Annotated in this window: 17 protein-coding genes, 1 pseudogene and 1 CRISPR repeat array (1 of these 19 only partly in view); of the genes and pseudogenes, 2 read left to right on the top strand and 16 right to left on the bottom strand. The window is 41.3% G+C overall.

Annotated elements, in window-relative coordinates; genetic code table 11:
* Window positions 1-116: 116 nt before the first annotated feature.
* Entirely contained in the window at window positions 117-974 is an 858-nt protein-coding gene (locus tag J1C81_RS05745) for a hypothetical protein (RefSeq protein ID WP_002915127.1), read from the bottom strand.
* A 308-nt stretch (window positions 975-1,282) separates the two neighbouring features.
* Between J1C81_RS05745 and J1C81_RS05740 the strand changes: the two genes are divergently transcribed.
* Window positions 1,283-2,191 carry a LysR family transcriptional regulator gene (locus J1C81_RS05740; RefSeq protein WP_002897493.1) on the top strand — a complete coding sequence of 303 codons (909 nt, stop codon included), beginning with the start codon at window positions 1,283-1,285 and terminating at the stop codon, window positions 2,189-2,191.
* Between the two features lie 117 nt (window positions 2,192-2,308).
* Here J1C81_RS05740 and csm6 read toward each other — a convergent pair whose 3' ends face one another.
* From csm6 to rpiA, 15 genes and pseudogenes are all read right to left on the bottom strand, one after another.
* The gene (gene csm6, locus J1C81_RS05735; protein WP_002915124.1) at window positions 2,309-3,625 is read right to left on the bottom strand and encodes a type III-A CRISPR-associated CARF protein Csm6; all 1,317 of its coding nucleotides are present in this window, start codon (window positions 3,623-3,625) and stop codon (window positions 2,309-2,311) included.
* Window positions 3,622-4,758 carry a type III-A CRISPR-associated RAMP protein Csm5 gene (gene csm5, locus J1C81_RS05730; RefSeq protein WP_002915123.1) on the bottom strand — a complete coding sequence of 379 codons (1,137 nt, stop codon included), beginning with the start codon at window positions 4,756-4,758 and terminating at the stop codon, window positions 3,622-3,624. Before csm5 ends, csm6 begins: the two co-directional genes overlap by 4 nt.
* The gene (gene csm4 / locus J1C81_RS05725; protein WP_002915122.1) at window positions 4,755-5,663 is read right to left on the bottom strand and encodes a type III-A CRISPR-associated RAMP protein Csm4; all 909 of its coding nucleotides are present in this window, start codon (window positions 5,661-5,663) and stop codon (window positions 4,755-4,757) included. Before csm4 ends, csm5 begins: the two co-directional genes overlap by 4 nt.
* 11 nt (window positions 5,664-5,674) lie before the next feature.
* The gene (gene csm3 / locus J1C81_RS05720; protein WP_002915121.1) at window positions 5,675-6,385 is read right to left on the bottom strand and encodes a type III-A CRISPR-associated RAMP protein Csm3; all 711 of its coding nucleotides are present in this window, start codon (window positions 6,383-6,385) and stop codon (window positions 5,675-5,677) included.
* Entirely contained in the window at window positions 6,382-6,771 is a 390-nt protein-coding gene (gene csm2 / locus J1C81_RS05715) for a type III-A CRISPR-associated protein Csm2 (RefSeq protein WP_032909801.1), read from the bottom strand. The genes csm3 and csm2 overlap by 4 nt, the downstream gene beginning before the upstream one ends.
* Before the next feature lie 130 nt (window positions 6,772-6,901).
* Window positions 6,902-9,199, bottom strand: a complete 2,298-nt coding sequence (gene cas10 / locus J1C81_RS05710; protein ID WP_002915119.1) for a type III-A CRISPR-associated protein Cas10/Csm1 — start codon at window positions 9,197-9,199, stop codon at window positions 6,902-6,904.
* Window positions 9,180-9,914 (bottom strand): CRISPR-associated endoribonuclease Cas6, encoded by a 735-nt coding sequence (gene cas6, locus J1C81_RS05705; RefSeq protein WP_002915117.1) that lies wholly within the window; start codon window positions 9,912-9,914, stop codon window positions 9,180-9,182. The genes cas10 and cas6 overlap by 20 nt, the downstream gene beginning before the upstream one ends.
* A gap of 3,116 nt (window positions 9,915-13,030) precedes the next feature.
* Window positions 13,031-13,357: a CRISPR-associated endonuclease Cas2 gene (gene cas2 / locus J1C81_RS05700; protein WP_032909710.1), complete on the bottom strand. Its 327-nt coding sequence runs from the start codon at window positions 13,355-13,357 to the stop codon at window positions 13,031-13,033.
* Between the two features lie 2 nt (window positions 13,358-13,359).
* Window positions 13,360-14,361: pseudogene (gene cas1, locus J1C81_RS05695) on the bottom strand (CRISPR-associated endonuclease Cas1).
* A gap of 102 nt (window positions 14,362-14,463) precedes the next feature.
* Window positions 14,464-15,201 carry an NAD-dependent protein deacylase gene (locus tag J1C81_RS05690; RefSeq protein ID WP_002915110.1) on the bottom strand — a complete coding sequence of 246 codons (738 nt, stop codon included), beginning with the start codon at window positions 15,199-15,201 and terminating at the stop codon, window positions 14,464-14,466.
* A gap of 11 nt (window positions 15,202-15,212) precedes the next feature.
* Window positions 15,213-15,974 carry a hypothetical protein gene (locus tag J1C81_RS05685; RefSeq protein WP_002915105.1) on the bottom strand — a complete coding sequence of 254 codons (762 nt, stop codon included), beginning with the start codon at window positions 15,972-15,974 and terminating at the stop codon, window positions 15,213-15,215.
* Entirely contained in the window at window positions 15,971-16,684 is a 714-nt protein-coding gene (gene deoD, locus J1C81_RS05680; protein WP_032909800.1) for a purine-nucleoside phosphorylase, read from the bottom strand. Before deoD ends, J1C81_RS05685 begins: the two co-directional genes overlap by 4 nt.
* 335 nt (window positions 16,685-17,019) lie before the next feature.
* Window positions 17,020-17,832, bottom strand: coding sequence for a purine-nucleoside phosphorylase (locus J1C81_RS05675; protein WP_002915100.1), 813 nt, complete (start codon window positions 17,830-17,832; stop codon window positions 17,020-17,022).
* Between the two features lie 29 nt (window positions 17,833-17,861).
* On the bottom strand, window positions 17,862-19,073 hold the full coding sequence (locus J1C81_RS05670; protein WP_002915095.1) for a phosphopentomutase: 1,212 nt from the start codon (window positions 19,071-19,073) through the stop codon (window positions 17,862-17,864).
* Between the two features lie 13 nt (window positions 19,074-19,086).
* Complete coding sequence (gene rpiA, locus J1C81_RS05665; protein ID WP_002915093.1) at window positions 19,087-19,764, bottom strand: ribose-5-phosphate isomerase RpiA; 678 nt, start codon at window positions 19,762-19,764, stop codon at window positions 19,087-19,089.
* A gap of 176 nt (window positions 19,765-19,940) precedes the next feature.
* On the opposite strand from rpiA, the gene mnmE reads away from it, so the two are divergent.
* On the top strand, window positions 19,941-21,314 hold the full coding sequence (mnmE, locus tag J1C81_RS05660; protein ID WP_002915091.1) for a tRNA uridine-5-carboxymethylaminomethyl(34) synthesis GTPase MnmE: 1,374 nt from the start codon (window positions 19,941-19,943) through the stop codon (window positions 21,312-21,314).
* A gap of 97 nt (window positions 21,315-21,411) precedes the next feature.
* A CRISPR array of direct repeats spans window positions 21,412-21,927; the repeat unit is 36 nt; unit sequence GTTTTGGAACCATTCGAAACAACACAGCTCTAAAAC (it continues 180 nt past the right edge of the window).

Here is a 21,927-nt window from a genome sequence, read left to right as displayed (position 1 = left end):
ACCTTGCAGCCTCACTGGACTTGATTAAAGGTTAAATTGTAAACATTATATCGTTAGAGATGAGGAATGTCAAGGTGACTACAAAAAAATAATGCATCAGAAAATAAAATCTAGAACTAGTTCAAATTTACAGAATCTTTTTTCACAAGATACCAGCTGCCCGAATCTATCTTAATAAACTCTAAATCGACTTGCCTAAGCTTCATATTGCTTTCATCTGGCTTAGGTGACACATAAGAAACTTTTAAATTAGAAATATAATCTTCAGCTGACAGATTTTGATTTTGCGGTGGTCCATACAGACTGATAATTTCTTCATAGGTAGAACCCGTTTGAGAATTTCCTTCCTTATTTTCCAAAAGCAAACTATCGAACGCTGCTTGAGTCCAAGTGAAATCTCTGCTCGCTTCGGTATCAATGGGTAATTTAGAACTATTTAAATTGTAGTATTCTTTAGAGATAAGTTTGTATTCATCTTTAAATTTTTCAAAAACTAAGCTTACATAAGCATACTTATAACGCTCGATACTATGCCATCGCAACCGAATTTGAGGAGTTTCTTTCCCATAATTCAAGGCTATCCATCCTTCACCCGAATCAGGCCTCCCATATCTGCTGATTATCGCATCCAGACTTGTCCCTCCAAGATTTTTGTCAAATCTTAAACCATCAAAATCCTGAACTTCCCAAGAAAATTGATATTCTTTTTCGTCACTTATCAACTTTCTAGCAAAAATTTCTGCCTCATTTTGTTCAGAATCAGAACTTGTAGAATATACTATTTCCTGTGTTGAACTAGTTTTTCTAGAAGTTGAATGTTTATGCGAATGAAGAAATGAAAAAACAACAGCCGTCAAAACAAGTGCTCCGTAAACTAAAGAACCTATGACAATAAATGCAGTCCTTTTATTCTTTTTCTCCTCTATGGAAATATCCGAAAATATTTCTTCGAATGATTCATCATCTTTTTTCATAACTTCTTGATTTAATTACCTTACTAACTTATAGATTTAGTTTAGACTACATATATAGTATTCAAAACAGATTTCATTAACCCTATCTAATAGACTAAGACCAACTTTTATTTTATCATGGCTATTTCAAAAAATCAAAATCCAGATGCAACCAATCTTATAAAAATCTTTATTCAAGTAGATTAAGAAAATCTACTCCCACCATTCTATATCCATAGTGAAATATATAAGTTATTACATATGTGAAGTTTCTCCTCAGAACTAGCAATCACTAGAAAAATCAACTAAGTTTGTGATAAAATAGTCCTATGAGAATTCAACAGTTACACTATATTATCAAAATCGTCGAGACTGGCAGTATGAACGAAGCTGCCAAGCAGCTTTTCATTACTCAGCCTAGTTTGTCCAATGCTGTGCGGGATTTGGAAAATGAAATGGGCATCGAGATTTTTATTCGCAATCCCAAAGGAATTACCTTGACCAAGGACGGCATGGAGTTTCTTTCTTATGCTCGGCAGGTAGTTGAGCAGACGCAACTTCTAGAGGAGCGATACAAAAACCCCGTCGCCCACCGTGAACTTTTCAGCGTTTCTGCCCAGCACTATGCCTTTGTGGTCAATGCCTTTGTCTCCCTTCTTAAAAAAAGCGATATGGAGAAATACGAGCTCTTTTTGCGGGAAACTCGGACTTGGGAAATTATTGACGACGTAAAAAACTTCCGCAGCGAAATCGGCGTCCTCTTTCTCAATAGCTACAACCGCGATGTCCTATCCAAGATGCTGGATGACAATCACCTGATTGCTACTCATCTCTTTACAGCTCAGCCCCATATCTTTGTCAGCAAGTCCAATCCGCTGGCCAAGAAAAAGCTGGTTCAATTATCTGATTTAGAAAACTTCCCCTATCTCAGCTACGACCAAGGGACCCACAACTCCTTCTACTTTTCTGAGGAAATTCTCTCTCAGGAACACCATAAAAAATCCATCGTGGTCAGCGATCGTGCGACCCTCTTTAACCTTTTGATCGGTTTGGACGGCTACACAATTGCAACTGGTATTCTCAACAGCAACCTCAATGGTGATAACATTGTCTCTATCCCACTGGACATTGATGATCCGATTGAACTGGTCTACATCCAGCACGAAAAAGCCAGCCTGTCTAAGATGGGAGAACGCTTCATTGAGTATCTGATTGAGGAAGTGAAGTTTGATAAATAAAGTAAAACACCTAGAAGCAGGCAGCTTACTGCAGGCTATAGGTGTTTTTTCTATTTTTCAGACTTGGTTTCACTTCAGGTCTATCAGATGGAGGAAAGAGGTAGGGAAAGTGGAAGTCTATTTAAGACAGCTGATTAAATCTTGATTCTTTATATCATAATAATCAAAATATTTCTGATATAAAGAGGCATTCATATCAAAATATGCAGCAATGACGAGCTCTTTCAACCCCTTCACCAATTCGTCCAATTCCTCTTGCTCCACTGAAATCACAACCAGTCCGTGAGCAACGTCATTCCTTTGCTTATTTACAGCTATAATTTTTGAAATTGGAGTTTCAAATTTAGAATATTCATGATAATGGTTGAGAATTTTAATCATATCAAAAATATTAATTCTCTTATTCTTTTTAATTAGTTCTAAATCTGAATGTCTTCTTTCAATCACAGATTTTAAGATAAACTCCGCAAAGGATTTTGCCTTGACTAGCACATCAGTCACTTGACCTCTACGGTTTAGAATATCAATCATCAGATAATAATTTAACACTTTTTGAAACTCATCTGTGTCACCATATTGCAAATTATCATCAGCTACAATCTCTTCAAGAACTCTCTGTTTTTGAAAAACACTAATCATGCTTTCTAATATATTTTTTGATTTTTCTTGATCTTGTTTATCAGAAATGATATCGGGATTTCCCTTTAAGATATCTAATGCTGCTTTGTATTCATACTTCAAAATGAAATCTTTATAGGTCCGTTGCAATAAATTGTTTTTTAACTTTTCGCCTGTTTCAATTTCTGGTTTACGCTCATCTTCCTTTTCTGCTGTTTGTTTTTTCAATAAATCATCTAAAACAACTTCTTCAAAATAAGGAGCGCCCTGATTAGACCTATTTGTTTTCTTCCCATTTGGAGAATCTACCCGAGCAAGTCTTGTATGATAATCCTTGATAAAATTGATAAAGTACATGGCAGCCTGGCATTGAGCAGTACCACTTGTAATATTTAAAATATAATCTCCGTTGGACATATCTTCTCTATCAAGGATTTTTTCTACAAATTTATACATTGCTTCAAATTCATGAACACCCTCTGTTACATACTCATTTTGAATCACAGGGATTTGGACTGCTTTTTTTCTATAAACAGTTTTAACAGTCCTTTCAAAGTTTTCCTGCTTTACCTTCATCTCATCACTATATATAACAATAAGCTTGTCAGGTAATTCATCTTTAATAATTACGAGTGCAGGACCATCTGAAATTTCCTGTTGGTATCCATCATGCTCATATGTATGAATGTCCCCTATAGACAAGGCTCTTCGAAAATTGTCCGTTTTTTCTCGACCCGTTTCATCTTTTTTTGTAGGATGTTTAAATTTTACACCAATCGGATCATACTGACTAATAAATGTGATTAATGTCTTCATCTTGTACCTACCTCCGTAATCGTAAAACAGGTTTTGCCCATTTCATAGAAATTTTGAGCATTATTTATCAAACTTTTTTCACCTTTAGTAGTTTTTATAACTTGCTGGGGCGCCTTTGTCAATTTTAGAGCTCCTCGTTCAGACATTTTCTTATGTCGTTTTTGAACTTCGCCATCCGCTTGCCTAAATACTGTTTTGGTCCAAGCGCCGCTACCACCACCTAGATAGAGGGGATAGGATAGATTGTTTTGAATTAAATGATTAGGAAATTTTTTTAGAAAGAAATCTTTATATCCTTCATAGCCTTCATCTTCTGTCATTCCAAAGTAAAATTTTTGTGCATATTCCCCAAGAGAAGAAATGAGCTCACCGGCTCTTCCATCTTTGAAACCTAAAGAGGTAATGATTTCAAATTCCATCTTAGTTCCAGGCCTCAGAGCTTCACGATAGATACTCAGTGAATGCGGCTTTGTATGATCTGGAGTAAAATCCCACTTTTGAACGAGAATTAAATCATCATTTGTCAGAGGCTGACTGTCTGAGACACGAATTTCATTAAAAATATCATCAAAAGGTTTTATCTTTTCATGTCTCTGTCGTCTAGTTGGTCCCCATGGAATCGCTTTCTTATTTTCAACGATTTTGCCTTTTTTATTTTCCTGCTTAAAATCAGTTGAATGCCAATGCGTATTCATCAAAATAGTGCGAATAGCACCTTTAAGAGAGCTGCCAGGGACATAAGGGTTACCGTAACAATCTCTCATAAATTGATGAACGCCATTTATTTCTCCTGGATCTGTCGTTTCCTGATTTCTAGGTACATTCTCTCCTTTAGGCTTTTCAAGTCCTGTTGCTTTAAGTCTATAGCCCCCAAAATTGCGTTTTGTTATGCCATGCTCAGCAAGAAAATCACTTATTCGATTGGTTTTATTATCCGAATCAATTAAGAACTTTTGGAATTTTTCATCAATACCTCGTTTGATAAGTTCGTCATAAAGCAGAGTCATATCCGGAAAATAATATTCATCCCCTTCAAGAATATACTCACGAGCAGTATGAAGCTGACCACTACCGATATGCACTGGTCCCAAGGTCCACAGAGTCAGCTTGAATTTCCTATATTTTGTCTTCATTTGGATTCCTCCAACATATAGAATAAGGGTTTAGCATAATGCCAGACTGGATGAGGAAACTCATCACTTGGCTTGACATCGCAGATTTGCCCATTATAAGTTTCGGAAAAGGTTGAACCTGCCTTAAAAGTGTAAAGATTCTGCTTGCGATAATTAGACTCCGTCTCCTCACTAAATGCAAAGCCACTTGACTTTTTCAGTAAGTATCTCCCCTCATTCATTGCGACTTTCAATTCACTATCTACCGGCAAAGAAGTCGTCAAAGCCATTACTTTCCCTGTATATTTAACAGTTAATCTTTTAAAAAAATCAAGCGGTTGTTGAACAGTTTTATCCAGAGTAAAACCACCGTAACCACTGCTGCGCTTTCCTCCGATACCACTAAACTGAAGACTTTCCAATAAACGATCCAACAAATCAGATTGATTGGCGATGAAATACAGACTGTTTTTGTCAAAGTGAACTGAAGCAACTTGATAAAGATTTCCTTCTTGGAAGGGCTGGTTTTTTGTGTTAATTGATTTTGTAGCCAGAGATTCACCAACAATACTATTTCCAGATAGAAAGTAGTCAAAATCCCCCAGCTTAATAAAAGCTAATTTTTTTGCTTTTTTTGCTTCTTCCCGCTGTTTGATAATATCTTCATTTCGGTTGACTTTATCCAACAATGGATAGCCGATTGGCTTAGGGAGATAAGGGGCTTCCATATAGGGGAAAGCATCAGTCAGTACAAACTCATCCTGTAGAGATAAATTCTCAAACTCATCTAAGACCCCCGCCTTAATAGCTTCAAGCACTAAGGCAGAGTAAAGACGAGCTGCCGTGAAAGTCATGACCGAATCATCCAAATGACCTTCTCCAAAATGAGCAGACTTAAAATCTAATTTATAGAGTTGATAGGCCATAGCAGACCTCCTTACTTAATTTCTGAATCTGGGATCTCTGTACTTCCTCCACCGTCGGACTCATCATTAGTAAATGGTTTCAGGGCTTTTTTAATCCTATCCTCATCAAATTCACCAAAGACAGTCTTAACCTCAAAGTTTTTAAAACACACTTTACCATAGCCGCGACTGCCAGAACCGCCTAAGTAATCCCATTCTAACAATTCAAAACCAGCTTTGAGAATTTCCATATCCTTTTCGACCTCAGTGAGTTCTTTCTCCTGAATAGAATAGATAATCTCAAAAGCAAATTCACTTTCACGAATAGCTCGCTCAACTTGTCGAGGAGTTGCTTCAGCTGTAATGCGATTGATCGTATTTTCAAACTTAACTTCTGTGTAAGTAGATACTCTTTTACCTAGCTCTTCTTTGTTGTTTAGAAAGGCATCTCGAAAAACCAAGCGGCCAATTTTATAAGTTTCTGAATTTCCGAAGAGACGGCTAATTTCCAAACTATCTTTACTTAACTTCTCTGTTGTGTTGCTATTATAGTCTGTCCGATAAAGTAAGCTGCGCATTTTTCCTTTTAAAGTGGAGCCAGGAATATAGGGAAGATTCGTAAGGGGATCTTTGATAATAGGATTATTGGTAGCACCAATAGCTGCGAAAGCATTACTTGTCCCAATATGAAGTCCGCTTTTCAGCTCAATAATTCCTGAAATTTTTACTTTTGAATAGGTCATTGATCTCTTCCTCCATTGAATTTAAAATATGCAATCAAAGCTTCCATATATCGACAGAAGCGCTGTAAACTAGGTATATCTTGAATTTCTGTCAACGCTTCTAATAAACCTGCTTTTTTAACAAAATCTTCTACAGCTGGTTCTCTTCCGGATTGGTAGACAAACTGAATCCTCAAATAGGAAATTTTTTCTCTTAATTCCTCAATATCATTTTTTGTTTTACTTTCGTCAAAAAGATTGCTGGTCAAGGCTGCTAAATTACGAATTTGTGTACTGGTTAATTTGAATTTTATCTTCCCTTTGTTTGGCCCTTCTGTGTATGTCCCTGAATTTTTCAAGCTATGAATGACCAGGTCAGCTTTATCAACATAATCATCCGTCAAAATAGGCGGGTCCAGCTTGAAAAATTTTTGTTTATTATTTTGACTACTATAATTACCTTTACTACGATTGTTTTGACATTGATTTCTGCTGTTAGTTCGGTTGTTTCTATTTTTTTCATGCGGTGCCATCATTTTATGCCTTTCTAATTTCATATAGATAGTAGATGAGAGCGAACTCTGCTTCTCTCTGTGTTTTACTGCTGCTCTTGTACCAATCCCAAAAAGCATTTTTAAATTCTCTGAAGTGCTCCTTCCCCTCTTTGCCAGCTTCATCTTCCATTCGCGCCAATAGATAAGCCAAGCGGGCAACATTCATCCTTCTATCATCTTCCGGCCCATATCCCTTATACATCGTTTTATCATTAAGTTGCAAAAGTTCGACCAAGCGATAGAGAAAATTGATACCCCGCTCCTTCTGCCCAGAGAAATATCTCCGAATATCTTTTAATTTTCCTTTGTAAATCTCATCAATAAAGTCATCAAACGAGAAAGTGTACCGTTCATTGAAAAGAGAAATGCTATCTTTGCCATTGGACTTAGCGGCCTCTTCAAGATGTCCAGCATCCAAAGCCATCAGATGAATCGGGGTTTTATCCGGATAAAGCCCGATGCCTGCTGATAAGGTCAATTTCCCATTTGTAAAAGCAATAAATTTCTGCCTAATATCAACCGCAAAATCAATAACATCCTGCCAACTACCAATCGCAAACACATCATCACCACCTGCATAGATAATCGTCAAATTCTTATCCTTTGCAAATTGATTAATATGAAACTTAAAGAACAGACTCATCTGCTGAGAAAATACAGCAGAACGAGCAAGAGTATTATAACTTCCAGCTGCTTGTTCAGAAAATCCAGCCATAAAGGCCGCACCTAGATTGTCTACATCCAAACGCAAAACAGCCAGCCGCTTAATTCCCTTAGTCTCACCCTCATTTCCTTCGATTTCTTTTTGAGACAGACCTGCATAGTCTTCAATATTTGCTGCCTGACGATCTCCGATATAGACATGAATAGCAGCATTGTTCGTAGAAAATTTATTTTTCACATATAAACGACCTGAAGTGGGAATATCATCTTCACCCACAGCCAACAATACAGCTCCAGGGCCAATCGGAAGTCCTTCTTCTCCCTCTACAATCTGAAAATAATAATAGTCTTCCCTTTCAGGATTTTCAGTCTCGTCAAAAGTATGAATTTTAGCAGCAAATCCTCTAAGCTCACGACAAATAGGACAAAGATTTTGTACATCCTCGCCACCTATCCGCAGCTCCTTAATATCCCCAACTGCATGGCAAATTTCACACTCTCGTTCAGACTGTTTACCACCCTTATTGAGCTCTCGCAGGGTAGTTGCATCGTAGCGAGAGATTTTCTTTTCAGAAATCATCCGACTAGTCTCTTGGTATATCTCGCGATAGTGTTGTAGATAACTAGCAACCGAACCATAACGGTATTTCATAATCTGCTCTGCGGCAAATGGTGCCCAACCAAAAGCAACATAGAGACCCGTCTGAAAATGCTTCAGGAGGAAACTGTTAAATTCCATTTCAAACTGCTCCAAAACTGTCACTGTAGCTTCTGTATTGGGTAAAACAAAATAGGCATGGCCACCGCCAACATAAAGGGCATTGGCGCGTGATAGAGCCAACTTCTCCAAGAGACTATCCACAATATTTTCACTCATAAATTCCAGATAAAGACTGCGAGCCTTGAGTTGCTTAGCAGCCCCTTTGCTGGCGATATTGTAGATAAAGTCCTGGATACCAGAAAGATCAAAACTAGCTAGCAAGAAGGCTGATTCTCTATAAAATTTGGATTCATCATCTAGTAGAGTATATTGGTCTTGGCTTTCCAGATAATCAAAAATCGCAGTAGCAAAAGCAACTGTTAATCGACTATGCTCTGCCAGAGAGAGATCTCCCAGCTCCTTGTCTCCAGGAAGTAGAGGAACTTTCGAAAACAAGCTCCGCCAAAGATTGAAAAAGGAAGGCAAGCTTTCTTCCTCTAAGGGAAGTTGTTGCAGTTTTTCATTCAAAACATTCAGTAGTTCTTCATAGCAGTCCTGACTAATATCAACAGCTTCGTGGCCGGCAATATTGAGCTCAATCTCATCTGTTAAGACTTCAAACTTCTGATAACGAGACTCCTCTTTCTTTTTGAAGGCGTTGAAGATATCAGCCAGCGGTTTGAAAAGCTGCTCTTTTGAAACTTCGTTTTCATCTAATGAGCCACTGGCAATATTATTTGCCAAAGCGATAATTTTTTCTGCTCTGCAATTACCACCAAAATCCAGCTGGGGTAGTTGTTTTTTTAACCATGCTTTTCCTAGGTCTATATCATCAGGCTGACCGTGCGAGCGACTAACAACTCGGCCAAGATTGTGAAACAAGGCCTGGTAAATCAAATCAAGTTTTTCTTTCTTCAATTCTCATCCCTCCCATTCCTAAGCTGCATTTAGCTCCGACTCCAGAATATTCCCCGAATCTCAGAAGCATCTGGGCATAGGCCTTTAAGGTAGATGCTCCCTGGATTCGAATCGTCACCCTGCCCTCAAAGGCAGGGTATTTTCGTCCATGAATCGGAAAATAATGACTCTTCAGACGATAACTAGTGATTTGACTATGCTCTGCTAAAAACTCCAGCGTTTCCTCCTCTATCTCTGCTTTGCCTTCTACCAGCCGGCTGTACTTCTGCATGAGACTCTGAAAGATTAGACGTGTATCTGGAAAAAGTACAAACTGCCCCTGACGTTTAAAGGTCGTCGGAGTATAAAAGTTCAGACTGATCAAGTGCGAAGCCTCATCTCCCTGAAAAACCTCCAGCAAGGACTGGGACGAAAGGGACTGGATCTCGATATTCTTCACCAGAATCTCCTCAGAATAAGTCTCTAATTTTATCGTTTCAAGACTCAATAACTGGGGCAATATCTGCTGCTCTGCTTCTTCCGAAAGTAAGTTTACCGTCCAAATAGACTCCTCCCGCTCCGAACGAAGATTCATCGAGTAGGGATTGGTCTCTTGCTGATGGAGGAAGGAGGCAAAGTCATCCGAAAGCTTCTCCATGAGAAAACCCTGCAGTTTACTGACTAAGTCATCATCCTTCAAAGAAGCCTTTGAAAGATGCAATCGTATTTTCTTCACATTTCCATTCCTTTCTATATAAGAAAAAGCGCCTAAAAACGGTGAAAGTATTTTTCACCGAATCTAGGGCGCCCTTTTTTAGTTATTATCAGTACTGTTTTTACGATTGTTATTATATCAAATCTTGAAAGCGATGTCAAGGTTTTTCTTATTTTAAATATCTAAGCCTATTTTAAAAATTGCATCATAATTCCCCAGTTTGCAGTCCCCTCGCGAGGTGAATGGGGGTTCTTACGAAGTAATCAATTATAATATCCAAGTTATTCAGTTTGCGTTTCCGTCCCCTTTCGAGGTAACTGGGGTGAATTACTGATTACATTGTATTTAAAAATCATTGGTCTAGCGGAGTTTCCGCCCCCTTTCGAGGTGACTGGGGGTTATTACGGAGCTTATGGCTCAACCATTACAGGCTACTATGCGGAGTTTCCGTACCCTCCCGAGGTGAATGGGGGTTCTAACAGACTAGAGTATTACAGTTACCGAGAACAAACAGACATGTTTCCGCCCCCTCTCGAGGTGACTGGGGGGTCTTACCTATCTTGCTGCTGTTCTTATACACGCTAATGCCGTCTAGTTTCCGTTCCCTCTCGGGGTGAATGGGGGTTCTTACCTCAATCAGTAGTTGGGTATGACCTGAAGCCAGATATGTTTCCGTTCCCTCTCGAGGTGAATGGGGGTTCTTACAAAATATACTACCGAAGTAAAAGTAGGTAACATTTCATAGTTTCAGTACCCTCCCGAGGTCACTGGGGGTTCTTACTGAAGCGCTCACATCTAACTCCAAATTAAAGCAAGTTTCCGCCCCCTCTCGAGGTGAATGGGAGGTCTTACGAAAGCCAGGAAGACCTAAAGGAAGGACAAAATTTCCGTTTTCGTCCCCTCCCGAGGTGAATGGGGGGGTCTTACATCGCTTGAAACTAAAAGATAGTTATTTTGGAGAAGAAGTTTCCGTACCCTCTCGAAGTGAATGGGGATTCTTACGCTAGAAAATTGAAACAACAACGTAAAACCTCCGTTTCCGTACCCTCGCGAGATGAATGGAGTTCTTACACAAAGACGAACACGGCGTATCTCAATTAGGACTTAGTTCCCGTACCCTATCGAGCTGACTGGGGTTTCTTACAAAGACGTTGCTGTTCCTGTCCTTATTGGCGTTACTAGTTTTCCGTACCCTTCCGAGGTGAATGGGGGGTCTTACCTTTTGACAAAAAACTAGATACTGAATATCTGGAACTGTTTCCGTACCCTCCCGAGGAGACTGAGGGTTCTTACCAAGACAAAGTTGAAGTGTCTGAAGACTTCCTGGCTTTTCCGTCCCCTCTCAAGGAGACTGGGAGGTCTTACAAGCTTGCTCACTATGTCTATGAGACTAAGACCTATTTGTTTCCGCCCCCTCCCGAGGTGAATGGGAGTTATTACGCAGCTAGTCCAGATCCTTCCTTTCTGATAACTGGGGTGTCTTACGTAGGGTCGCCATGTTCCAACGGGTACAATCATGGCTGTTTCCGTCCCCTCCCGAGGTGACTGGGGGGTCTTACAAGATGACTGACGCTGAGCGCGCTGCTGCTCGGTTTCCGTCCCCTCTCGAGGTGATTGGGGGTTCTAACCTTGGCTAAACATCAAGAAGCTAAGTTAGAGTATGTTTCCGTACCCTTCCGAGGTGACTAGGGTTTCTTACGACCTGATAGGGGGTATTACCAAGCCAAGCACAAGCAAGGAGGTCACCAAATGACAGTTTTTGTCCCCTCCCGAGGTGAATGGGGGGTCTTACCTGAATAATGTACAACTTATCGGTCGAACTACGGCGGTTTCCGTACCCTTTCGAGGTAACTGGGGTTTCTTACTATGTTACAAGTGATGAAGCTAGTTCATTTTGCATGTTTCCGTACCCTCTCGAGGTGAATCGGGTTTCTTACGGAGAAACCACATATTAAAACAATTAGCACAACAGTTTCCGTACCCTCTCGAGGTGACTGGGGTTTCTTACCTTGGTTTGATGAACTATGACGGTCAAGTCATCATTAGTTTCCGTCCCCTCTCGAGGTGATTGGGGTTTCTAACCGGCACAGTCACAATCAAAGCTCAAGACGGTAAACTAGTTTCCGTCCCCTCTCGAGGTGATTGGGGTTTCTAACCTGTTGTCTTCTTCAAGATGTCACGGTCTGTTTCGATAGTTTCCGTACCCTCTCGAGGTGAATGGGGGTTCTTACACAACTACATTTAATGATTACTTTAAAGAGCACCCGTTTCCGTACCCTCCCGAGGTGACTAGGATTTCTTATTATTGTGGATCCAGAGAATGAATATACGGATATTGCGTTTCCGCCCCCTCTCAAGGTAACCGAGGGGTCTTACTGGTGTTCGTGACCTTACGACGTGTAGGAAGGCTCTGTTTCCGCCCCCTCGCGAGGTGAATGGGGATTGTTACGTTATAAACAATATACAAAAGACATGATTGTAAATTTGTTTCCGTCCCCTCCCGAGGTGACTGGGGTTTCTAACGCAGAGCCTTACCAAGTACGGACACTAGATTTGAGGTTTCCGTCCCCTCTCGAGGTGACTAGGATTTCTTATTATTGTGGATCCAGAGAATGAATATACGGATATTGCGTTTCCGCCCCCTCTCAAGGTAACCGAGGGGTCTTACTGGTGTTCGTGACCTTACGACGTGTAGGAAGGCTCTGTTTCCGCCCCCTCGCGAGGTGAATGGGGATTGTTACGTTATAAACAATATACAAAAGACATGATTGTAAATTTGTTTCCGTCCCCTCCCGAGGTGACTGGGGTTTCTAACGCAGAGCCTTACCAAGTACGGACACTAGATTTGAGGTTTCCGTCCCCTCTCGAGGTGACTAGGGTGTCTTACTAGTTTGAAAAATAAAAAGCCTTTTGTAGGCGGAAAGAGTTTCCGTCCCCTCTCGAGGTCACTGGGGTGTCTTACATGGAAGACATTGAGTATGCCCAGAAAACCCAAATGTTTCCGTCCCCTCTCGAGGTGACTGGGGTTTCTAACCCCATATCTTGTATAGGGTCTTCGCGTCGAACCACTAGATCTAGTTTGACATCCCAGTTGAAACTTATCCTTATTATACCATGAAGCCAGCAAAATTTAAAGATTAAAAGAATAATATCTCTTCCAGCAACTCAGCGCCAGCATAGGGATTAAAGACTACAGTTTCTTCTTTATGCCCGACATATACGATGATATTGTCTCCTTCATCGGCTTGATAAAAGTCTCTTATATCTTTTATCAAAAGCTCAAAATTCAGCTTTTCTATATTGACTTCGAAGCAAGAACTCTGAACCCTTGTACCATAGCCTTCTAAAAGCTTGGCTAGTTTTAAACGCCTTTTATTACTTACGATATCATAAATAACCAGACAAAACTTTGTTTTCTTCCTGGCAAATTCCTTGCTGACACTATCAAGATTATAAAAAGTCATCTTCACTCTCCCGTATAACTGCTGATATAGTCGTCAGCATTCCTTGACTTAAAACATCGAATCAAAGACTTGACTTGCTGATCTGCTATGTACAAAAAAGTGTAGCGATTCTTATCCAATTCGACATAATGATGGATTTCTAAGATGCGCTCCCTCATAGCTCGAGAAAATACTTCAATCCCTTTCGAAGTCAAATGCATTTCCTCCCCATTCTTCTCAAAATGCTCTCCCCTAATATCACCTTGCTTAATCAGACTCATCACAGTATCATCTACGATGACTGGCCGCCACTCTTCCATTAAGTCACTGGCTAGTACTGCATGATGGGTATGTGGCTGATGGGTAACTCCAAAGCCTGCACTAAGACCATTTTTCCGAATCAAGCCAATAAAACAGGAATACAAAATTAAATACCCAAAATTTAGCAGCGCATTAAAACGATCTAAGGATGGCCTCCTATTGCGACAATAAAACTGAAAATCTTCTTTTACCAGTAGATTTAGATAGTAGAAATAAGATTTAGCAATCCTGCCTTCAATCCCTATAATTTCTGATATGCTTTTGGCAGATTCAAGGCTCTCACAAGCAGCTTTAAAGCGTTTAAAGTCCTCTTCGTCAAATAGCCCTTGCTCATCGTGTGCTTTTAGCAGATTTAATTGATTCATGATTTTTGCCGAAGCTATTCTCTGCGACATCTTGAGACAGAAACTTTTATCAAAAGAAGCTTGGGCCTGCTCTCTCTGCTTTTAATAGTCAGCTTCCTTAAAAGAATCCATCGAAAATAAAAACTCACCCTTGCTAGAAAAATAGAAGACTGGAATCCCATGGCGAGATAAAGATTTCAGTAATTGTGTTGATAACTGAGAATTACCAAATATAAGAATGTTATCAATTAGACCTAATGAAATAGCCTTGAGCATAGTGCGTTCTTGGTTCTTTATCATTAACTTACGGTCACTAATTGATAAACTGTATGAAGAGTTCTGAATATACAAATCGGCCATATTAAAACACTTTCTTTTTTTAATATAGCCATTTTAAGTTGTCAATAAAAACCCTTGCAAAATCTACAAGAGTCCTTTTTTTCTTATTTTTAGAAATAGATTCTAGCCATCTCTTCTCAACTTCCCCAACACTTCTCCTATCTTGCCCTCAATGACCAGATCTGCCTGGTTGTCTTTAGGGATGCTGGTCTTGTTGATGACGACCAGATGCTTACCTGTAAAGTACTGGATGAGGCTGGCTGCGGGATAGACGACTAAGGAAGTGCCGCCGATTATCAGTAGGTCAGCTTGATGGATAGCTTGGGCTGCCTGCTGGAAAACTTCCATATCTAGCGGTTCTTCATAGAGGGTCACATCTGGCTTGACAATACCGCCACAGTCAAGGCAGTGAGGAATGGTACTCTGCAGAGCCAGAAAGCCATCCAAATCATAGAATCGCTGACAATTCAGACAAAAATTTCTATCCGCACTGCCATGTAATTTGAAAACCTTTTTCGAACCAGCCATTTCATGCAAGCTATCGATATTTTGAGTCACTACAGCCTTGAGCTTGCCTGTCTTCTCCAAGTCCGCCAAGTAGGCATGAGCAGCATTGGGCTTAGCATCTGGATAGAGCAGGTACTTCTTGTAAAAGTCAAAAAACTCCTGCGGATAGCGCTCAAACATTGTGTGAGAAACCAGCTGCTCCGCTGTAAAATGCCGTCCCAGCTTAACGCTATATATCCCATCTGAACTGCGGAAGTCTGGAATATTGGACTCCGTCGAAACCCCCGCACCACCGAAAAAGACGATATTCTGACTTTGGTCTATCAATTCTTGCAGCCTTGCAATCTTATCCATCCTGCTACTCCTTATAAGAGACTTTCTATGAGCCCATTCGCTCGGTCAAAGTAAAAAGGTTCCCTCTGATAAACAATGCCTGTCTCCTGCGCCAAATCAACAAGAAGCTCCATAAAGTGCTGAGATGAGAAACCAGTCGTCCGGTGCAATTCTTCCTCATCAAAAGGCTTGATAAGATGAGCCAGTGGATTGCGGACTGACTTTTCTAACTCTCTTAGCTGCTGTGCTGATTCTTTGACAGACTCGGACAAATTCAACTGCAAAATCAGCTCCGTCAAACTAGAAGAATTGACCGTGCTTTCCGCATGAAAATTTTGCAGGTCAGGATTATCAGAATTCCTCATCTTCTCAAACTTCCAACGGTCGTAACTGGCCTCTCTAGAATTATGAATATAGCTGTCAATATCCGGTATTTGCATGCGAATCAGCCGCATAAAAATCCGATAAATAGCCGGACTGACAGCTCGGATAAAGTCAATCAGCTGCTCATTTCTAAGCTTGGCTTCCAGATCATACAGGTAATTGACCAGCTGCTCGTCCGCTTCATTTTCATGGCAAAAAAGCTGAAAATCAGCTAGGTCAGACCCAGTGATTTCCAACTTTAGATTCATCATAGATTGGATGTTGAGCTCTCTTCGCTCCGCTAAAGCCCCAAGAAGACAGACCAAGTCAGACTGGACATTGCTTCCTGCTCGCTCAGCCAGCTTATACGCATAAGCATAGTCATAGCGGGAAATAGCAAAGAGAATGGCTTCTTTGACATCTAGTTTCATGCTTCTGCAATCAAGGTTTCCAAACCAACCTTCATCATATCGGTAAAGGTATTTTGGCGTTCTTCTGCAGTCGTGTCCTCTTCAGGATTAACCAAACTATCAGAAATGGTCATAATAGCCAGAGCATCTACATGGTGCTGAGCAGCCAAATAGTAAAGTGCCGCAGCTTCCATTTCAACAGCTTTAACTCCCCATTTTCCAAGCTCAATATTCTTTTCAAAGTAGTTTGAGTAAAAGACATCTGACGACAAAACATTCCCAACATGGGTTGTCATACCGAGATCTTTGGCGATATGATAGGCCTTATCTAGTAAATCAAAGCTAGCGATTTGTGGAAAATCATACTGTGGCCAGTCATTGCGGATAATGTTGGAGTTAGTTGCAGCCGCCTGCGCCAGTACTAATTCACGGACATGGACATCAGCATTAAGCGAGCCAGCAGTTCCGACACGGATTAGCTTTTTCACACCGTAGTCAACAATCAACTCACGCGCGTAGATAGAGATTGATGGCATTCCCATCCCTGTCCCCATAACAGAAACACGCTCGCCTTTATAAGTTCCAGTGTAGCCAAACATGTTGCGGACTTCATTGAAGCAAACAGCGTCCTCTAAAAAGTTCTCAGCGATGAATTTAGCTCGAAGCGGATCCCCCGGAAGAAGGATTTTATCAGCAATCTCGCCTTGTTTAGCAGAAATATGAATAGACATAATTAAGATACCAAACCCGTCAAAAGCAAAGGGAAAATAGGAGATAGGCGCAGTGAGCGATGCTCGCAAGACCATCTATCTTTTTCCCACCGCTTTTAGGGCGGGTTCAATTCCTTTCTTTCTTATTTTTAATATTTCATAGAAAGACTAGCCCGAGTTCAATTCAAACTCAGACGCCCTTCCTTTCTGTGTTTATTTGAAAGATAGTTTTCCTCTCGTGTTCAAATCTGAACGCCTCGCTCTACCTTTCTTTAGTTTAATGATTTTATCGGCTAGATAGAAAGGCTGTTCCGGATTTAATTACCAACCCAGACACTACGCCTTTCAACATTTTTTTACAATTCAGCAAGCGTTTCTTTAAGCAGTCGTTTGAAATCACCCTTGACACGTTCTGTTACTTCAACCACTTCCTCATGATTAAGCTCTTCTTGGAAACCAGCAGCAAAGTTTGTAATGCATGAAATTCCAAGGACTTTCAAACCAGAATGTGCTGCTACAATCACTTCAGGAACAGTAGACATGCCGACTGCATCCGCCCCAAGCGTCTTATAAGCACGGATTTCTGCTGGTGTTTCATAAGTCGGTCCAGTTACACCGATATAGACCCCCTCATCCAGTTTGATACCAAGCTTATCAGCAACTTTATGAGCGACGGTACGGTATTCTGGAGTGTAAGATTTAGACATATCAGGGAAACGTGGACCAAATTCATCCAAGTTTTCACCAATCAAAGGATTTTGGCCAGTCATATTGATGTGGTCAGTGATGGCCATAAGCGTACCTGGACCATAGCAGATACCACCGGCAGCATTAGTGACAATAACACCTTTCGCACCAAGAGCCTTCATCACACGCACTGGGAAAGTAACGATGTCTAAAGGATTTCCTTCATAGAAGTGGAAACGGCCTTGCAGTGCCAAGACTTTCCGTCCTGCCAAGTCTCCATAAACTAATTTACCAGCGTGACCAACAACAGTTGAGCGGCCCCAGTTTGGAATATCCGCATAGTCAAGACTAACGGCATTTTCGATTTCTTCAGCCAATTCTCCCAAACCAGATCCCAAAATCAGACCAAATTCAGGTTCTGTCATACCTTTTTCTTTCAAGAAGGCTGCTGTTGCTTTGATTTTTTCTGATAAACTTGTCATAAAACATTTTCCTCACTCTCTTATTATGCTTATACCAATTTGTCCAAGAAGCTTTCACCAATCATCGCCTTGTCCACTCCGAAGTTTTCAGCAACGGTAGCTGAGATATCCGCAAAGTGTCCGACAGGAATATGACCATGACCGCTCAGCGATTTTCCGAAGACCAAAAGCGGAATGTACTCACGAGTGTGGTCAGTTCCGGCATAGGTCGGGTCATTACCATGGTCAGCAGTAATCATGAGCAAATCATCTTCACGCATATTTTCAATGATTTCTGGGATGCGAGCATCAAACTCTTCCAAACAGTCACGGTAGCCATGTGGATCACGGCGGTGACCATAAAGAGCATCAAAGTCTACTAGGTTAGTAAATGAGAAACCTTCTTTGAAGTTTTCGTCTTTCAGGGCTTTGACCAAAGTATCTACACCATGATTGTTAGACTTATTGTGTCCCATGTCATGGTTAATTCCAGCGCCGTTGAAGATGTCGTTAATCTTACCAACAGAATAGGTAGCAATTCCAGCTTCATTGAGCTTATCAAGTACAGTTGGATTAAACGGAGAAACAGCGTAGTCGTGACGGTTGGCTGTACGAGTGAAGTTGCCTGGCTCACCTACATAAGGACGAGCGATAATACGTCCTAGAAGCACAGGGCGTTCCAAGGTAATAGAACGGGCGAATTCACAGATACGATAGAGCTCTTCCAAAGGAATCACTTCTTCGTGTGCTGCAATTTGCAATACTGGATCAGCAGAAGTGTAGATAATCAGCTCGCCTGTTTCCATCTGACGAGGACCAAAGTCATCAATAACTGCTGTACCAGAGTATGGCTTGTTAGCCTCACGAATGACCTTGCGACCAGAAAATTCTTCAATCTGAGTCAGGATTTCTTCTGGGAAACCATTCCAGAAAGTATCAAAAGGCTCAGTAATATTGAGACCCATGATTTCCCAGTGCCCTGTCATCGTGTCCTTTCCGAGTGATACTTCTTCCAGCTTGGTATAATAGCCGCTAGGATTTTCTTCTTGAGGAACTGTCTTCAAAGGAGCAGGACGCTCAATATTTCCCAGACCAATGTTAGCCATATTTGGAACATTCAGTCCCACCGTTTTGGAAATATGTCCCAGAGTATCAGATGCACCATCTGGTACTCCTGCATTGACAAAGTTATTAGCATCTGGTGCAGCACCAATACCAACTGAGTCCATGACTACCAAGTGAATACGATTAAATTTTGGCATAAAAAACCTCTTTCTATTTATTGGCCTCTAAAACTTGAAGACCTGATTTTCCAGCAACAATGACTTTGTCTACCATTTGATTAAACAATCCATGCTCCACTACTCCCACAACATGATCAAGTTCTTGTGCAAACTCAACTGGATTTTCAATCACACCTAAATCTAAGTCAATAATGAAATTCTGCATGTCCGTGACAAAACGTTGGTCATCTTTCTGACGAAAAGCAGGCTTATATCCAGCACGCTCAAAGCGACGAAAGAGCTGTTCAGCACCATACTGAACAACTTCTACTGGTAGTTTGAAGGCGCCTAGCTTCTCTACCATCTTGCTCTCATCGACCACCCAGATATAGTGCTTGGTAGGTACCGCTACGACTTTCTCCATGAGAAGTGCGCCGCCACCGCCCTTGATACCGTTAAAAGCTGAATCAACCTCATCAGCACCATCAACAGTGACATCCACCTGATCCACATCGTCGATAGATTTGAGCGGAATACCTAATCCTTCCGCCTGTTTGCTAGTGACACTGGAAGTCGTCACAGCTGTAATCTTCAGTCCTTCTTCTTTTATACGACGGCCAATCTCTTCGACAAAATAATAAGCGGTCGAACCCGTCCCGAGACCAACTATCATCCCGCTTTGGACAAATTCAGCAGCCTTGATTCCTGCCAGTTTCTTTAGATTTTCCATAGCACCTCCTCAAATCACACTACTTTTATTATATCATGATTCTCACTAACATGAAAGTGTTCTCTTTACCGGACTTAAATTTCATTCCTTCCGCTTGGTAATCGAAAGCCTTGCTCCTCCTTGATTTTTGCGTTACAATTAGATTAATTGATTTTAAACACAAGGAAAGATACAGTATGATTACCAGAGAATTTGATACAATCGCTGCGATTTCTACACCTCTTGGCGAAGGAGCCATCGGTATCGTTAGACTAAGCGGAACTGACAGCTTTGCTATTGCCCAAAAGATCTTCAAAGGGAAAAATCTAAGCAAAGTAGAAAGTCACACACTCAACTATGGCCATATCGTTGACCCTCAAAATCAGGAAATTTTGGACGAGGTCATGGTTGGTGCTATGCGCTCTCCCAAGACCTTCACGCGCGAGGATATCATTGAGATTAACACCCACGGCGGGATTGCGGTCACGAATGAAATCCTGCAGTTGGCTATCCGCGAGGGCGCTAGAATGGCTGAACCTGGTGAGTTTACCAAGCGGGCCTTTCTCAATGGGCGCGTGGATTTGACTCAGGCTGAGGCTGTCATGGACATCATCCGCGCCAAGACCGATAAAGCTATGAACAACGCTGTCAAGCAGCTGGATGGCTCCCTCTCCAACCTTATCAACAATACTCGTCAGGAAATCCTCAACACACTGGCTCAGGTCGAGGTCAATATTGACTATCCCGAGTACGACGATGTGGAAGAAATGACAACCCAGCTTATGCGAGAAAAAACAGCTGAGTTCGAGGCTCTGTTGAGCAATCTTCTCGATACTGCACGACGAGGTAAGATTTTACGCGAAGGCATTTCCACTGCTATCATCGGCCGGCCTAATGTTGGCAAGTCCAGCCTGCTCAACAATCTCCTGCGCGAGGACAAGGCCATTGTGACTGATATCGAGGGTACGACCCGTGATGTGATCGAGGAGTATGTCAATATCAAGGGTGTGCCGCTCAAGCTCATCGATACCGCAGGGATTCGAGAAACCGATGACCTTGTAGAACAGATTGGAGTTGAACGATCTAAAAAAGCCCTGCAGGAAGCTGACTTGGTTCTTTTAGTCCTCAATGTCAGCGAGCCTCTGACGGATCAGGACAAACAATTGCTCGAAATCAGTCAAGATAGTAATCGTATCGTCCTGCTTAACAAGACTGACCTTGAGGAAAAGATTGAGCTGGATCAGCTGCCAACTGATGTCATCAAGATTTCTGTCCTCCACAATCAAAATATCGATAAAATTGAAGAACGCATCAATCAGCTCTTCTTTGAAAATGCTGGTATCGTTGAACAAGACGCCACCTACCTGTCCAACGCCCGCCATATCTCCTTGATTGAAAAAGCCCTAGAAAGCCTGCAAGCCGTCAACCAAGGCTTGGAAATGGGTATGCCGGTAGATCTTCTCCAAGTCGATATGACCCGCACCTGGGAAATCCTCGGCGAAATCACTGGTGACGCCGCACCAGACGAACTCATCACCCAACTCTTCAGCCAATTTTGCTTGGGGAAATAGAGAACAAAAGGACTGATTTACTCAGTCCTTTTTATAACAAAAAAACGAAACAACACAGCTCTAAAACCGGCTGCGATACCTGCGGGCGTTTGCTCTAGTTTTGGAACCATTCGAAACAACACAGCTCTAAAACGCGGCGTAATAATATTCGTAGTCCTGTTGCGTTTTGGAACCATTCGAAACAACACAGCTCTAAAACCCTACTCTTTGTTTTCTGAGGAATTATTACGTTTTGGAACCATTCGAAACAACACAGCTCTAAAACGTAAGGCTTGGAGTTTTGCGTACATTCAGAGTTTTGGAACCATTCGAAACAACACAGCTCTAAAACTTCTGTAAACAAAATCTATATGTATCCCTTGTTTTGGAACCATTCGAAACAACACAGCTCTAAAACAGAGATGGTGTTAGTCATGCTTATGATTATGTTTTGGAACCATTCGAAACAACACAGCTCTAAAACGAAATCTGCCGAACCATCAAAGCCTGGAACGTTTTGGAACCATTCGAAACAACACAGCTCTAAAACGCTGTGGATGCACGTCTCAGAGAAGTCTGGGTTTTGGAACCATTCGAAACAACACAGCTCTAAAACGCTGGAGGAAAGCGAACA

This window comes from Streptococcus sanguinis, assembly GCF_050225395.1.
Classification (GTDB): domain Bacteria; phylum Bacillota; class Bacilli; order Lactobacillales; family Streptococcaceae; genus Streptococcus.
This window is presented reverse-complemented; position numbering and strand designations above follow the sequence as displayed.